Raw genomic sequence first — 13,977 nt, 5'->3', positions numbered from 1 at the left:
GGGAGTGCTCCCCATTTCGTGATCCGACGATAGCATGCGGACCGGGGAGCACTCCCCACTTGGGGCTGGAGGACGGCGATGAGCGCACTGCGACGCGACGCGCGGCGCAACCGGGAGCTGCTGGTGGAAGCGGCTCACGAGGTCTTCGCCGAGCAGGGCCTCCAGGCGCCGCTGGACGTCATCGCCCGCCGGGCGGGCGTGGGCAACGCGACCCTCTACCGGCATTTCCCCACCCGAGCGGCCCTCATCGACGCCGTCTTCCAGGACCAGCTGACCGACACCATGACCGCCGGAGCGCAGGCCCGGAGCGCGCCGGACGCCTGGACGGGACTGACCGCGTACCTGGAGGCGGTCTTCACGACCTTGGCCACCGACCGCGGCACCAACGACCTCATGACCATCCGCCTCGACGGCGTCGACACGCTTCTGGAGGCGCACGCCCACAACCACGAGACGGTGGAACTCCTGCTGCGGCGAGGCCAGGAGGAGGGCACGGTGCGCGACGACGTCACCGTCGAGGACGTCCTGTTCGCGCTGGCTGCCCTGGGCCGCGCGATCCCGTCCCTGACCGGCACGGCCACCCCCGACGCCTGGCGCCGCCCCCTTTGCCTGTTCCTCGCCGGCCTGCACACCGCGCGGACGGTCCAGCCCCTGCCCGGACAAGCCCTGTCCTCCGCCCAACTGGCCGACGTGCTCCAGGACTTGGGGCCGCATCGCATGGCGTGAAGACGTGGAGAGGGGAGGCCGAGCCCTCGCGTTCCGGCCGGCCCGCTCCCTACCCTGGTCCCTGTGACTGCCTTGGGGGACGGTGTCGATGCGCTGGCACGCGAGAGCGGGTTCAGTGGGGTCGTGGCGGTGGATCGAGGCGGCGTGCGGGTTCTCGCCAAGGCGTACGGTCTCGCCGACCGCCGCCACTGCGTTGCCAACACGCTGGAGACCAGATTCGGGATCGCCAGCGGAACCAAGGGGCTGACCGCACTGACGGTGGTCGGCCTCATCGAGCACGGTGCGCTGAGTCTGTCCACGACCGCCCGTTCCGTACTCGGCCGGGACCTGCCGCTGATCGACGAGCGGGTCACCGTGGAACATCTCCTCGGTCACCGCTCCGGCATCGGCGACTACGTCGACGAGGACGCAGGACATGCGATCACTGACTACCAACTGAAGGTCCCCGTTAACGAGTTGTCGACCACCGAGGCGTATCTGGCGGTGCTGCACGGCTATCCGGCCAAGTTCCCGCCCGGCGAGCGGTTCTCGTACTGCAACTCCGGCTATGTGGTGCTCGCGCTGATCGCCGAACGCGTGGCGGGCCGGCCGTTTCACGAACTGGTGCGTGACCGGGTCTGCACACCCGCGGACATGCGGGGCACCGAGTTCCTGCGCTCCGACGAACTGCCGCCGGGCACGGCCACCGGCTATCTCCCCATCGAGGGGGTGAGTCGGACCAACGTGTTCCATCTGCCGGTGTGCGGCAGTGGTGACGGCGGGATCTACTCCACCGCCGCTGACATCAGTGCACTGTGGCGTGCCCTGTTCGCGGGGAAGATCGTGTCGCGTGACTGGGTCGCCAAGATGACGCGCCCGCACAGTGACGTGCCCTCGGAAGGCAGACGGTACGGCCTGGGCTTCTGGCTGCACGCCACACACGACACGGTGATGCTGACGGGATACGACGCCGGAGTCTCGTTCCGCAGCGTGCACGATCCCCGGGCCGGCCTGACCCACACAGTGCTCTCCAACACCTCGGACGGCGCCTGGAAGATCACCCGTCACTTGGACCACAAGCTCGTCCCCGAACCCGAGTAGCACCCGATTCAAGGGTGTTTTATCGGCGGACCGCCGAGATCAGTCCGCCGGGCCGCTCCTCGCGCTGCGGCGGAGTGCTGAACGGCCGGCCGTACGCGGCGGCGCGCTCGCGCAGGGTGTGACCGGCGGCGTCCCAACCGTGTCCGGCCAGCCAGCCCACCGGGTCGTCGGGCATCTCCGAGACCCACATGGACGCCGCCGACCCCGGCGCCGCATCCGCGGCGAAACGCTCGATCACACCGCGCGAGCCCAACGTCAGCCCCATCCAACTGCCCACGGCGGACAGCGCGCTGATCCGGTCCAGCAGCAGCTCCACCGCATCTTCGGGCAGATAGATCAGCAGCCCTTCGGCGATCCACACGGTCGGCGCCGCCGGATCGTGCCCCGCGGCGGCCAGCGCACCGGGCCAGTCCTCCCGTAGATCCACGGGGACCGTGATCCGCTCGCAGCGAGCGACGGCCCGCTCCTGACGCAGCACGGAAGCCTTGAAGTCCAATGGCGCGGACGTGTCGACCTCGAACAGCCGAGTGCCCTCGGGCCAGTCCATCCGAAAGGCCCGACTGTCCATCCCGGCACCCAGCAGCACCACCTGCCGCACCCCGGACTCCGACGCCTGCCGCAACAGGTCGTCGAGGAACTTCGTCCTGATGACGATCGAGAACGCCACGGCCAGCCGTCGCCGCCGTGCCGCCTCGTCATCGGGCGGCGACGAGGAAGGCCACAGTCCGCCCGCGGCGGCGAAGGCCTGCGCCAGCGGATCACGGAACAAGGCGTCCCGCCGCTCACTCTCCAAGGCCCGCACCCGGGCAACCCCGACGGCCGTCGCCCACACCCCTGACGGCTGCACCCACTCCTGCTTCTCGGCCACCGAGCCAGCCTAGATGAGGTTCCGCGCGTTCAGGCGAGCCCGTTCTCGCCATGGCTGGAACGACGGGCTCTCCACCACGCAACTCCTGTGTTGAACTGTGCGGCATCACAGTCCGTACGCGACGACGGGGTGAACGCGATGCCGCTTGAGGGCGAGTACGAGCCGAGTCCGGCGCAGTGGGTGCGTGAACAGGTCGAGCTGTACGAGAGTTCGGGCGGCACTCAGGGCACGACGCTCTGGGACACGGGCCTGCCCGTCGTCATCGTCACGATGCGCGGCGCGAAGAGCGGCAAGATCCGCAAGATCCCGCTGATGCGCGTGGAGCACGAGGGCCGTTATGCGGCGGTCGCCTCGAAGGGCGGCTTCCCGCGTCATCCGGTCTGGTACTCCAACCTCACGTCGGACCCGCGTGTGGAGCTCCAGGACGGGCCCGTACGCCGGAACATGACGGCCCGTGAGGTGAGCGGCGACGAGAAGGCCGAGTGGTGGAAGCGCGCGGTCGCCGCGTATCCGCCTTACGCCGAGTACCAGGAGAAGACCGACCGCGAGATCCCCGTCTTTGTCCTGGAACCCGTATCCGCGGCGTAGGCGGCAAGAGACCCCGCCGCGCACCAACCCCCTCCGAAGGTGTCCCTCGTGTCCACATAGCCGACTACGACCCGAGCTGGCCCCAGCAGGCCGCTGCCGCCATCGACGCCCTTCGGGCAGCGCTACCAGGGCTGTTCGTGGAGATCGAGCACATCGGCTCGACCGCCGTCCCGGGGCTGGCCGCCAAGCCCGTCATCGACCTGATGGCCGCCGTCCACGACCTCGCGCACGCAGCACCTCATGAGGGGACGCTCGCGGACCTCGGCTTTCGACCGCACGACAACGGGATGACCGACCGGCTGCTGTACGTCCGTGCAGTGGACGGCGTCCGCAGCCACATCCTGCACGTGGTGACCCTGGAGAGCTGGCCCACCCGGAACCAGCGGCTCTTCCGGGACTACCTGCGCGCCCATCCCGCCGACGCCCTCCGATACGCGCAGCTCAAACGGTCGATCGTCGCCGCCGGAACGGGACCAGGTGAGTATGCGCGAGCCAAGACGGCGCTGGTGCAGGAACTCACCGACCGCGCTCGCTCACAGCTCGGCCTCCCACCGGTCCCCGTGTGGGAGAAACCGTGAGGCGATGCCGATCTGACGCCGGACTGCTGCTGACGCCTGGCGAGCCGAAAACTCGGTTGATCTGAATCGTGGCCCATGAAGACTGGCTGTCGTGCCAGTTGATCTGGTCCGCTTGCGGCGTTTTTCGGCCGGGCCAGGGGGAGGATGCGCGGGAATGACCATGCACGTTGACCAAGTGGACGTGACCACTGACATCGTGGCGACCTTGATCGAAGACCAGTTCCCTCAGTGGAGCGGCAAGGTCATCCGCCTCCTGTCGACGACCGGGACCGTCAACGCCATCTTCCGCATCGGGGACGACCTCTGCGCGCGCTTCCCCCTGCGTCTGATCGATGCCGCCGAGGCGCTCGCGGTTCTGGAACAGGAAGCCCGGGCGAGCGCGGAGCTGGCACAGGTGTCGCCGTTCCCCGTTCCGGAACCCCTCGCCCTCGGCAAGCCGGGCGCGGGTTACCCCATGCCGTGGTCGGTCCAGACATGGCTGTCGGGAACGGTCGCCTCCGACGCCGACCCGAGTGGATCGGACGCTTTCGCCGAGGACCTCGCCACCTTCATCGCGGCCCTGCGGAACGCCGAGACGAAAGGGCGGCGCTTCAACGGCGAAGGGCGCGGCGGCGTTCTCGCGCATCACGACGACTGGATGGCGAAGTGCTTCGCGGAGAGCGAGGCACTGCTCGACGTGCCCCGGCTGCGTCGGATGTGGGGGCGCTTTCGGGAGTTGCCACGCACGAGCGCCGACGTGATGAGCCGTGGCGACCTGATTCCGGGCAATGTACTCGTCGCCGGGAACCGGCTGACCGGCGTACTGGACACCGGCGGCTTCGGCCCGGCCGACCCCGCGCTGGACCTGGTCAGTGCCTGGCACCTGTTCCAGCCGGGCCCGCGGGACGTACTCCGGCAGACACTGGCCTGCGACGACGTGGAGTGGGAGCGCGGCAAGGCATGGGCGTTCCAACAGGCGATGGGCCTGGTCTGGTACTACGCCGAGAGCAATCCGCCGATGAGCAGCCTGGGGCGCAGGACGCTCGACCGGATCCTGGAGTCGTGACACCGATCGCTGTCCGATGCGCGATCCGGTGTCCCAATTGCGGACTTGGCGCGCCGGTCGGCCGTCGTGGGTGTCACAGTGGACACGGGGTCGATGCCAGGCCCTGGGCAGCGGGGGGTTCTGGACACACTGATGCACGGAGGGGCAGCGATGATCGCGCGCGTGGCCGTATGGGAACCGATGCCGACCGACGACCGTGACTGGGTACTGGAGGCCGCCGCCGGTGTTCCCGGCGTGCACGGTAGCTATCACCTCATCGGTCCCGTCACCGGAAACGGACTGAGCATCGCCTTCTTCGAGGACGAGGCCGCCGCCAGAGCCGCGCGAGCGGCGATCGAGAAGCGTGCGGAAGAGATCGGCTGGAACGACGTTCCGCATCCGGCGCCCGCGTCCGCGACCATGTACGAGGTCATCCGCCACGCCTGACGGCAACCCGGCCTGCCTCGCCCCAGTCCTCCACCCGTGGCGCCCCGTCGGGCAGCCTCAGGGATAGAGCCCGGCCCGGAAGATGAACGACACGAGTTGTGCCCGATCGCGTGCGCCGACCTTCGTCATGGCCCGTACCGCATGCGTCTTCACGGTGAACGGCGACACGGACATCTGGGCCGCGATCTCGTCGTTGCCGAGACCGCTCGCGACGAGAAGGACCACGTCCCGCTCCCGCGGTGTGAGAGCGTCGAAGCGCCGCAGCAGTTCCTTGTCGATCACCGGGGGCGGGTTGTCGGTCATGTGGCCTATGAGCGCGGCCGTCGCGGCGGCGGACAGCGCACCGCCACCGCCGACGACCTCGGTGATGCCGGCGACGAGTTCGGCGGGGCTCACGGTCTTGCTCAGGAACCCGTTGGCGCCCGCGCGCAGCGCGGCGAGAACGATGTCGTCCTGGTCGAACGTGGTCAGCACGATCACCCGCAGCTCTTCGGGCGGATGCTCCTTGCGGATCCGGCGAGTGGCCTCGACACCGTCGATGCCGGGCATCCGGATGTCCATCAGGACCAGGTCGACAGGGTGGTCCCGGAGGTAGGGGGCGACCTGGAGCCCGTCGGAGAGGTCACCCACGACCACGAGGCCGGGGTCGAGCCGGAGCATCGCCCGGATCCCGGCCCTGATCTCGTCCTGGTCGTCGACGATCAGAATCCGCGTCGTCATACGGCGGCTCCCAGGGGGCTGAACTCCGCGTGGACCCGGAACAGCCCGTCGTCACTGGCGATCGTCAGCCGCCCGCTGGAGGACTCGACGCGTTCGCGCATCCCCACCAGTCCCAGCCCGCCACCTGCACCGGAACCGTGCGGCGCCGCGCTGACGCGGTTCTCGACGGTGACGCAGATCCTGCCGTCGCGCTCGCTTACGGTCACCGTGGCCGACCCCTCGCCATGCCGGTAGGCATTCGTGAGCGCTTCCTGCACGACCCGGTAGACCGTCACGCCGACACTGGGCTCCACGAAACCGGCGGGGAGGACGAGGGAGGACCGGACGTCGAGGCCGATGCTCCGGAACGAGGCGACCAGGCCTTCCAGGCCGCTGAGCGCCGGGGTCGGCCGGAGCGCCTCGTCCGGCGAGACGTCGTCGCCGATGCGAAGGAGCGCGAGGATCCGCTGCGTCTCCACGACCACCGTGCGGGCGCTCGACCTGGCCGATACGAGGGCCTGCCGGGCCGGCTCGGCGTCCTCCGGCAGCCCGATCTCCGCGGCACCGAGATGCATGCTCAGCATCGCGACCTGGTGACCGATGACGTCGTGGAGGTCCCGGGCGATACGCAGCCGCTCCTCGGTCACCCGCCGGGTGGCTTCGATCTCGCGGGTGGCGATGGCACTCTCGGCCCGCTCCTCCAGCGTCCGCCAGTGCGCTCGGTGGATGCGCAACGCGGCCCCTGTCGCACCTCCGGCCACGGCCGAGAAGAGGGCGGCGGCCCCCACGACCGCGCCGCCCCGGAATCCTCCCACCGTCATGAACGCCCCGAGGAAGAACGCCGCAACGACGGCGGTCCCGGCCAGCGGCTGCTTTCCCCTGAGAGTGATCGAGAACAGTACGAGCACGGCCATCATCCACACCGACAGCGGATCGTGGCCCACCGCCGTGACGGCGAAGGACGCCGCGCTCACCACGACCAGTCCTGCCCACGGGCGCCACCACGACAGGGCGACCCCGCCACCGGCGAGGAGCACGGAGAGGGCCGTCGGCCAGTCCGATCCTCGGAGGATCACCGCCACGATCTGGCCGGTGAACACCAGCGCGGCCACCGCATAGGCCACGAGGTGCAGCGCCTCGGGCCGTCGCACCCACAGGGGTGCCACGGGACCGTCGTGACTGTTCTGCGCCTTGCCCATGGCCTGATTCTCGTGCACATGTGCCGCGGCCATGTACTTCGAACGATGTAGACGGCGAGCCCGATCCCGGCGAAGGGGGGCGCGTGAAGCCCTTCCGGCCGACGTCGATGACAGACCTACTTCGTTCGAAGTACGCACCCGCACCCGAAGCCTCTGAGACTCCTCATCGAGACGACCGTCTCACACCACCACGATCACCAACGGGACACCCGATGACTCAGACCACCGTGCCTTCGCATAGGACCACGACCATGACCGCGACGACGTCCTCCGGACTCCGATCGCTCCATCTGATCCGAGTCGCCTTCTCCCTGATCTGGGTGGCACTCGTCGTCACGACCTCCGCCTCCCTCGTGGCCACGGACAGTCCCACAGCGATCGCGGCCGTGCTGCTCGTCGTCTACCCCCTGTGGGATGTCATCGCCACGCTCCTCGAACGTCGCCTGGCCGGCACCGCCTCCGAGGACCGTGCCCGCACCGCCAACATGGCGCTCGGCCTCGCCGCCACCGCCGGGATGATCATCGCCGTCTTCTCCACCATCGGGACGACGCTGCTCGTGTTCGGCATCTGGGCCCTGCTTTCCGGAGCGATCCAGCTCATCGTGGCGATCCGGCGCCGACACACCGTCGGCGCCCAGTGGCCCATGGTCATCAGCGGCGGACTGTCCGTCCTCGCCGGCGTCTCCTTCGCCGCGATGTCCGCCTCGGCGACGAGCGGCCTGTCCTCCGTCGCCGGATACTCGGCCTTCGGCGCCTTCTGGTTCCTCGTCTCCGCGGTCGCCCTGACCATCCGCAGCCACCGCGCAAAGCAGTGACAGCGGCTCCCGTACTGGGCGGCGTCTTCGCCCGCAACGTCGCGGCTCCCTCACGCGCCGGAGCCCCTGGCGAGGTCGTCCACCGTTGTGGTCTGCCGAGGCGCGCCGGGACGTCTCCGCCACCAGCCGCCGCGCCGTGCCCATGAAGGAGATCGGCTCCTGCCGATCGGGCGGGCCTTGTCCCACCGTTCGGCGGCGGAGATCATGACCGCGTGCGACGCCGAGAGAATCTCCACGACCTGCTGACACGCGCCGACCTCAGGGTCGTGGAGGAAACACGCCCGGGCAGCCTGTTCCCGCCGGAGGCCGCCTGGCGGATCGCGCGCGGGGTCGCGGCGCCGGACGGGACGGCCCGCGAAGCGCTGGACGCCGCGTGGTGGCGCCGCCTTCGCGATGCCGGCGGCGAGTTCCTCGTCGCCGTGCTCGGCTACCGGATCGGCGGCAACGACTCCTGCTGGACCCGGGTCCGGCACACCGGGAGCGGCGTGCCGGGCTTGACCGGCGACCCCGGGTTCGTGGCGCTGTCCCTCGACGGGCAGGTGCTGCTGGCGCAGCTGCCCGTCGCGGACGGCACTCGGGTGACGGCCCTCGACCGACTGCCGGAGCGGTTGGAGGAGGCGGCCGAGGTCGTCGGGAGCGAGACGGAGGCCGAGCGCGCCGAGGTGTGGGCGGCGGTACCTGGCCGGCCCGCGTGGCCCCTGCACTGGGCCGAGGGGCTCGGGTCCAATCCGGCAGCCACGGACGCACAGTTGATCCGGCTGCTGGACGTGGAAGCGGGCTTCCTGCACGGCTGCGACCGGCCCGCCGTCCTCGACGCCGCCGTGGCACACCCGGACCCGCAGGTGCGATCGAGGCCCGCCGACACGTTCCGGCCCAAGCTCACATCGGATCAGTGGGTACGACTGGTGCGCGCCGAACCGTCACCGGAGCGACGCGTGTTCTGGGCGCAGCGCGCCCGCGTCTGGGGCGCCGGACTCCCCGACGACGTGTACGACGACCTCCTCGCCGGCCCGTCCCGAGCAGCGGCCGCCGAACTTCCGGACCTCCCCGCACAGCACCTTCCTGATCTCGCGACCGACACGCATGCCCGGGTCCGGAAGGCGGCGTGTACCCGGTGGAAGGAACTCGCCGAGCCTCTGCGTGAGCGGCTGCTGACTGACACTGACCAAGCGGTACGCACGGCTGCACTGCTCGCCCACCACACCGCCGTACCGATGCCCCGCGAAATTCTCGCCGCCCTGCCCGACCCACAGCAGGCCCTCGAACGGTGCCGCCTCGAGCCCGAGTTGGAGGCGGAACTGATCCGGGACGGGGACCCGGAGGTGCGTCTGGCGTTGGCCGCCAACCCCGCCCTGAGCGCGTACGGCGTCGCCGCACTGGCGCGGGATCCGCAGGCCGACATCCGCTCCACGGTGGCGCTGCGCCCCGACCTCACCGAGGAGCAACGCACCGCCGTGCGCCACGACTTCGACCCGACGTCGATGTCGTACACCCTTGCCTGGGTCGAGGAACTGCACGCGGACGCAGACGCGATGCGCCGTCTCGCCGCGTCGTCCCACCCGCTCATCCGCCGCAGTGTGGCCCGAGCCCGCCGCCTCCCGCCGGATGTCGTGGCGCACCTGGCGCGCGACGAGGACCGGGCGGTCCGCCTGTTCCTCGCCGAATCGTGCGAAGACGCGCCGGGCGAGCTGCTGTTGGATGTCTGGCGCTGGTGGGACGGCAGCTTCAGCCACCCCGGCCGGCCGCGAAGCCACCCCAACTTCCCGCGTACGGGCCTGCTCCACCACATCACCGACCCCAGCGGCCGGATGCGCCGCCTGGCACTGGACGACCCGGAGTCCACACCGGCCGACGTCGCACACCTGGTCCGGGATCCCGAAGCCGAGGTGCGCCGCCGCGCGGCTGAGGACCCCCGGCTGTCACCGGCCGACGCGGTACGGCTGCTCAGCGACCCGGCGGCTCACGTCCGCGACACCGTGACACGCAATCCGCGACTGCCGGCCCGCGTCCTGGCGGGACTGCTGCACGACCGCGACACAGCACACACGGCGGTCACCAACCCGGCGATCCCAGCCCCGGTCCTGGACCGCATCCTGGCCGCGGCAGCGGCGGCCGTGGCGGAGCGCCACTGACCATTGCGTGTCGCTGTCCGTCACAGATCCACCACGAACGGCGCTCGGCATATGCAAAAATGCACGGGCCGATCATCATCGTGGAGGGGCCCGTCGCCCGCCGCGCCAGGGGAGGGGGAGCCCCGCATGGCCCTGCTGTCGTCAGGCCCGAAGTGGCCCACTCTGCCTGACTACTTCCACGACTGGGCGCTGGTGGACGTGGAGACGTCCGGGCTGCGACCGGGCCGCGACCGTGTCCTCTCGCTGGCGATCCTCACGTTGGACGCACAGGGCAACCAGACAGGGGAGTTCTCGACCCTTCTCAACCCGGGCTGTGATCCAGGCCCGGTGCACGTCCACGGCCTCACTCCGGACCGTCTCGTCGGCGCGCCCACGTTCGAGGAGATCGCACCGCAGGTGGGGGCGCTGCTCAGCAGCCGCGTCCTGGTCGCCCACAACGCCCAGTTCGACTACGACTTCCTGGCCCACGAGTTCGCCCACGTCCGTTCCTGGGTCCCGGTGAGCAGGCGGCTGTGCACGCTGGCCCTCAACCGTCTGGTCGGGCCGTCGACGCCCGACCTCAAGCTGGGCACGCTCGCCGCGCACTACGGCGTGCACCAGGAGAAGGCCCACGACGCGCAGGACGACGTACGGGTGCTGTCCGGCATCCTGCGCGGCTCGCTGAGCGCCGCCGAGCAACTGGGCCTGGCCCTACCGCTCCTGGAGTGTCCGCCGCGCCAGGACTACCGGCCGTACGTGCCCAAGACGCCCTGCGCGTACCGCAATCCGGGTCGGCTCGCATCGGGTGGGCCGCTGGTGCAGGGGATGAAGGTGGCCATCACCGGGGACACCCGGGTCGCTCGTGAGGAACTCGTCGCCCGCTCGGTGGCGGCCGGGCTCAACATGATGACGTCGGTCAGCGGCCAGACCAGCGTCATCGTCAGCAACGACCCCGGTGCCGGTTCCGCCAAGCTGAAGCGTGCCGCGAACGAGGGTGTCCCCCTCGTGGACGAGCCGACCTACCTGCGCCTGCTGGAGGCGGTAGAGCCGGGCCAGGCCAAGGGCGCCGCCCGCCAGGGCTCCACCGCGCCCACCGCACCGCCTGCGCCGACACCTGCTGTTCCGACGCAGCGAAGCGCCACACCGGCAGCGTCCGTTGCCAGGGCGGATCAGCCGCTCACGGGGCGCAGGGTGCTGGTCCTGGGCGGCACCCACGACGAGGCCGTCGAGGCACGCGCGCGTGCCGTCGCCCTGGGAGCCTCCGCGGCGGTCAACCTCTCCGCCAGCGTGTCCGACGTCGTCGTGCTGCCCGGCGGGGAGGCGGACCGGCGCATGAGCCGTGTCGCCACGCTCGGCCTGCGCGTGTACGACGCCGCCTGGCTGCTCGCCCCCACGACGTCGGCGATGCCCGCGTCGGCCCGGAACGCGGCCGCAAGCCGACCGGACACGGCGGCGGTCCTGGTCCGAGGCGCCGTCCTCGATCTGACGGACACCGGCACGGCCTGGACGGTGGCCGCCGTGTGGCGCCAGCAGGCCGTGTGTGACGTGGACGTCGTCGCTTTCGCGGTCGACGCGGGCGAACAGGTGGCAGGAGACGAGGACTTCGTCTTCTACGGCGCGCCCGAACACCCCGACGGCACCGTGAGGCTCACCCCGGACGGTCCGACGGAGCAGGCCGTCACCGCCGACCTGGAGCGGCTGCCCCTGGAGGTTCACCGGGTCGTCGTCGCCGCCGCGATCGACGGTGCCGCGACCTTCGCCGACGTCGGTGCCATCGAGATCACCGCCACCTGCGGAATCGGTGCGGCCCCGACCGCCCGCGCCACCCTCGACGCGGCCACCACGGAACGCACCATGATCCTTGCCGAGCTCTACCGCCGCGGGGACGGCTGGCGGCTGCGTGCCGTGGGACAGGGCTACGACCATGGCCTCGCCGACCTCGCTCGCGGTTACGGCGTCGACGTCGCCGAATAGCCGGCAGGTCCCCCTGCAGAGCCGTCTCGCTGGAACGAACAGGTCGATCCCGGCGATGACGGAGGGCCCGCGCATGCCGCTTCCTGCGCGGCCATGACGTCATCGCCGTACTCGAAGGCCCAGGCGCCGAAGGCGTCGATCGGTGCCAGCAAGGTCCGCCCCAGCGGGGTGAGTCGGTACTCGACCCGTGATGGGGTGTCAGGGGCCGTCTGCCGGTCGACCAGGCCGTTGAACTGCAGTCGGCGCAGCGTCTCCGTGAGGACCTTGGAGCTGATGCCCCCGATCCGCTCCCGTAGTTCGACCGGGCGGCTCGGGCCGTCGCGCAGTGCCCAGAGGACCACGGCGTTCCAGGTGTTGGAGAGCAGGTCGAAGGCGAGACGGGCGCGGCAGTCGGCGAGGAAGGCGTCGGTGGTCACGTACCAAATGGTGCCCGAACGGCCTTCTAGCTTCGGTGTGAACGGTCGAAGCAGACGAGGAGAGGGACCGCGTGATGAGGATCGGCGTACTGGGCACGGGCAACATGGCCGACGCGCTCGCCACCCACTGGGTGCGGGCCGGGCACGAGGTGGTCATCGGGGGTCGGGACGCGCAGCGGGCGCAGCGGCTCGCGACGCGTATCGGAGAGGGCGCGAAGTCCGCCGGCCTGCGCGCGGCCGCCGACTCGGCAGAAGTGGTGCTGGCCGCGCTGCCCTTCGGGGCGGGAGGGGACGTGGTACGGAGCCTGCGCACGGCCCTGGACGGCAAGGTGCTGCTGGACTGCTCCAATCCGGTGGGACCGGGGTTCCGGCTGCTGACGGACGGCGGCCCTTCAGCAGCGCAGCAACTGGCCGCGGCGGCACCGGGAGCCCACGTGGTCAAGGCCTTCAACCTCTGCCACGAGGACGTGTGGCGCATGCGGCCACCGGTTTTCGACGGCCGACCGCTGGCCGTTCCGGTCTGCGGAGACGACGAGACGGCCCTCGCGCGCGTGCATGAGTTGGTACGGGACGTGGGCTGTGAAGCCGTGCCCGGCGGCGGTCTCGAACGTGCGGGACTCCTCGAAGCGACCGCCGCGCTGTTCATCGCCCTGTGGGTCGGAGAGGGAGCGGATGCCCAGGCGATCGCCCCTCCGCTGGCCTACGCGGCCGGACCGCCGAGCCGCCAGGAAGCGGAGGGCGACGACATGTAGCCGTCCCTCAGCTGCGAAGGGCAGCCGTGATTGCTGTGCCGCCGCATCGCGTGATCGAATACCGGCAGCATCGCGTGTCGGTGACGGGTCGCGTCAGACATGGAGGTGCGGAACCGAAGGGGCCGTTTTCTGTGGCTTCCCGTGACGGCGACCGTGTGGTCGCCTTGAGTCAGCAGCTCGCGCAAGCACATCGAGAACTCCGTGGCCAGATCAGCGAGATCAGGACGAGTATCGGTCACCGCCGGTTGAGCGACGACGTACTTCTCACCCATTGCCTGGCCTTTTGTGCCGCGTTGACCTCACACCACCAGGGTGAGGACGACGGGATGTTCTCCGCACTGCTACGGCAACGCCCGGATCTCGCAGCGACCGTGTCGAAGCTTGTCGAGGACCATGGGCTGATCTCCTCGATCCTGTCCCAGGTGAGCGAACTCGCTGACAGAGCCGCCGCATCGCGTGGCCCGGCTCTGGAGGCGATCGGGCGCGAACTCGACGGACTGGCGGCGATCATGGAGTCCCACTTCAGTTATGAAGAGCGGACGATCAGTGAGGCACTCGACGACGGCCTACCCGACACCGGCTGGTCCGACATGGTGTTCGGGTTCGGTGGGGCGTGAAGGGGCATGGGTTCGGCGGAGGCGGGGCGCGTGTCCGCTTGCGTGAGGGATATCTTTCGGTGTGACGTGGGGCGATTCGTCCG

15 protein-coding genes are annotated in these 13,977 nt (G+C 70.3%); 11 read left to right on the top strand and 4 right to left on the bottom strand.

Going from position 1 to position 13,977, the window contains the following annotated elements; genetic code table 11:
- The first annotated feature begins 78 nt into the window (after nucleotides 1-78).
- Both CRP56_RS01725 and CRP56_RS01720 read left to right on the top strand, forming a co-directional pair.
- Entirely contained in the window at nucleotides 79-726 is a 648-nt protein-coding gene (locus tag CRP56_RS01725) for a TetR/AcrR family transcriptional regulator (protein WP_097259646.1), read from the top strand.
- Between the two features lie 63 nt (nucleotides 727-789).
- Nucleotides 790-1,806, top strand: a complete 1,017-nt coding sequence (locus CRP56_RS01720; RefSeq protein WP_097259645.1) for a serine hydrolase domain-containing protein — start codon at nucleotides 790-792, stop codon at nucleotides 1,804-1,806.
- A 19-nt stretch (nucleotides 1,807-1,825) separates the two neighbouring features.
- Here CRP56_RS01720 and CRP56_RS01715 read toward each other — a convergent pair whose 3' ends face one another.
- Nucleotides 1,826-2,638, bottom strand: coding sequence for a class I SAM-dependent methyltransferase (locus tag CRP56_RS01715; RefSeq protein ID WP_179851280.1), 813 nt, complete (start codon nucleotides 2,636-2,638; stop codon nucleotides 1,826-1,828).
- 174 nt (nucleotides 2,639-2,812) lie between these two features.
- Between CRP56_RS01715 and CRP56_RS01710 the strand changes: the two genes are divergently transcribed.
- The 4 genes from CRP56_RS01710 (at nucleotide 2,813) to CRP56_RS01695 (ending at nucleotide 5,311) form a co-directional block, all read left to right on the top strand.
- Nucleotides 2,813-3,262 (top strand): nitroreductase family deazaflavin-dependent oxidoreductase, encoded by a 450-nt coding sequence (locus CRP56_RS01710; protein ID WP_097273608.1) that lies wholly within the window; start codon nucleotides 2,813-2,815, stop codon nucleotides 3,260-3,262.
- A 56-nt stretch (nucleotides 3,263-3,318) separates the two neighbouring features.
- Nucleotides 3,319-3,840, top strand: coding sequence for a GrpB family protein (locus tag CRP56_RS01705; RefSeq protein ID WP_097273606.1), 522 nt, complete (start codon nucleotides 3,319-3,321; stop codon nucleotides 3,838-3,840).
- Between the two features lie 154 nt (nucleotides 3,841-3,994).
- Nucleotides 3,995-4,885, top strand: a complete 891-nt coding sequence (locus CRP56_RS01700; RefSeq protein WP_097259643.1) for an aminoglycoside phosphotransferase family protein — start codon at nucleotides 3,995-3,997, stop codon at nucleotides 4,883-4,885.
- 150 nt (nucleotides 4,886-5,035) lie between these two features.
- Nucleotides 5,036-5,311 carry a hypothetical protein gene (locus tag CRP56_RS01695; RefSeq protein WP_097259642.1) on the top strand — a complete coding sequence of 92 codons (276 nt, stop codon included), beginning with the start codon at nucleotides 5,036-5,038 and terminating at the stop codon, nucleotides 5,309-5,311.
- Nucleotides 5,312-5,368: 57 nt separating this feature from the next.
- Here CRP56_RS01695 and CRP56_RS01690 read toward each other — a convergent pair whose 3' ends face one another.
- Complete coding sequence (locus CRP56_RS01690) at nucleotides 5,369-6,031, bottom strand: response regulator transcription factor (RefSeq protein WP_097259641.1); 663 nt, start codon at nucleotides 6,029-6,031, stop codon at nucleotides 5,369-5,371.
- On the bottom strand, nucleotides 6,028-7,242 hold the full coding sequence (locus CRP56_RS01685) for a sensor histidine kinase (RefSeq protein WP_257039978.1): 1,215 nt from the start codon (nucleotides 7,240-7,242) through the stop codon (nucleotides 6,028-6,030). Before CRP56_RS01685 ends, CRP56_RS01690 begins: the two co-directional genes overlap by 4 nt.
- Before the next feature lie 218 nt (nucleotides 7,243-7,460).
- Here CRP56_RS01685 and CRP56_RS01680 point away from each other — a divergent pair, with 218 nt between their 5' ends.
- From CRP56_RS01680 to CRP56_RS01670, 3 genes are all read left to right on the top strand, one after another.
- The gene (locus CRP56_RS01680; RefSeq protein WP_257039977.1) at nucleotides 7,461-8,024 is read left to right on the top strand and encodes a DUF308 domain-containing protein; all 564 of its coding nucleotides are present in this window, start codon (nucleotides 7,461-7,463) and stop codon (nucleotides 8,022-8,024) included.
- Between the two features lie 212 nt (nucleotides 8,025-8,236).
- Complete coding sequence (locus CRP56_RS01675) at nucleotides 8,237-10,156, top strand: hypothetical protein (RefSeq protein ID WP_097259638.1); 1,920 nt, start codon at nucleotides 8,237-8,239, stop codon at nucleotides 10,154-10,156.
- Nucleotides 10,157-10,282: 126 nt separating this feature from the next.
- Nucleotides 10,283-12,109, top strand: coding sequence for a TerD family protein (locus CRP56_RS01670; protein WP_097259637.1), 1,827 nt, complete (start codon nucleotides 10,283-10,285; stop codon nucleotides 12,107-12,109).
- Here CRP56_RS01670 and CRP56_RS01665 read toward each other — a convergent pair.
- Nucleotides 12,085-12,525 (bottom strand): winged helix-turn-helix transcriptional regulator, encoded by a 441-nt coding sequence (locus tag CRP56_RS01665; RefSeq protein ID WP_257039976.1) that lies wholly within the window; start codon nucleotides 12,523-12,525, stop codon nucleotides 12,085-12,087. The genes CRP56_RS01670 and CRP56_RS01665 overlap by 25 nt on opposite strands.
- 74 nt (nucleotides 12,526-12,599) lie before the next feature.
- On the opposite strand from CRP56_RS01665, the gene CRP56_RS01660 reads away from it, so the two are divergent.
- Nucleotides 12,600-13,277 (top strand): NADPH-dependent F420 reductase, encoded by a 678-nt coding sequence (locus tag CRP56_RS01660; protein WP_097259636.1) that lies wholly within the window; start codon nucleotides 12,600-12,602, stop codon nucleotides 13,275-13,277.
- Nucleotides 13,278-13,303: 26 nt separating this feature from the next.
- Nucleotides 13,304-13,894, top strand: coding sequence for a hemerythrin domain-containing protein (locus CRP56_RS01655; protein ID WP_257039975.1), 591 nt, complete (start codon nucleotides 13,304-13,306; stop codon nucleotides 13,892-13,894).
- Nucleotides 13,895-13,977 lie beyond the last annotated feature (83 nt).

It is taken from the genome of Streptomyces sp. TLI_55 (assembly GCF_900206255.1).
GTDB lineage: Bacteria > Actinomycetota > Actinomycetes > Streptomycetales > Streptomycetaceae > Streptomyces > Streptomyces aquilus.
The sequence above is the reverse complement of the archived record's forward strand: the minus strand, read 5'-3'. Positions and strand labels throughout refer to the sequence as shown.

What these genes read in the sequence shown, in the direction of transcription:
- CRP56_RS01685 (WP_257039978.1), bottom strand. Translation starts at nt 7,242, where the DNA reads ATGGCCGCGGCACATGTGCACGAGAATCAGGCCATGGGCAAGGCGCAG.
- CRP56_RS01660 (WP_097259636.1), top strand. Translation starts at nt 12,600, where the DNA reads ATGAGGATCGGCGTACTGGGCACGGGCAACATGGCCGACGCGCTCGCC.
- CRP56_RS01710 (WP_097273608.1), top strand. Translation starts at nt 2,813, where the DNA reads ATGCCGCTTGAGGGCGAGTACGAGCCGAGTCCGGCGCAGTGGGTGCGT.
- CRP56_RS01700 (WP_097259643.1), top strand. Translation starts at nt 3,995, where the DNA reads ATGACCATGCACGTTGACCAAGTGGACGTGACCACTGACATCGTGGCG.
- CRP56_RS01695 (WP_097259642.1), top strand. Translation starts at nt 5,036, where the DNA reads ATGATCGCGCGCGTGGCCGTATGGGAACCGATGCCGACCGACGACCGT.
- CRP56_RS01725 (WP_097259646.1), top strand. Translation starts at nt 79, where the DNA reads ATGAGCGCACTGCGACGCGACGCGCGGCGCAACCGGGAGCTGCTGGTG.
- CRP56_RS01690 (WP_097259641.1), bottom strand. Translation starts at nt 6,031, where the DNA reads ATGACGACGCGGATTCTGATCGTCGACGACCAGGACGAGATCAGGGCC.
- CRP56_RS01670 (WP_097259637.1), top strand. Translation starts at nt 10,283, where the DNA reads ATGGCCCTGCTGTCGTCAGGCCCGAAGTGGCCCACTCTGCCTGACTAC.
- CRP56_RS01680 (WP_257039977.1), top strand. Translation starts at nt 7,461, where the DNA reads ATGACCGCGACGACGTCCTCCGGACTCCGATCGCTCCATCTGATCCGA.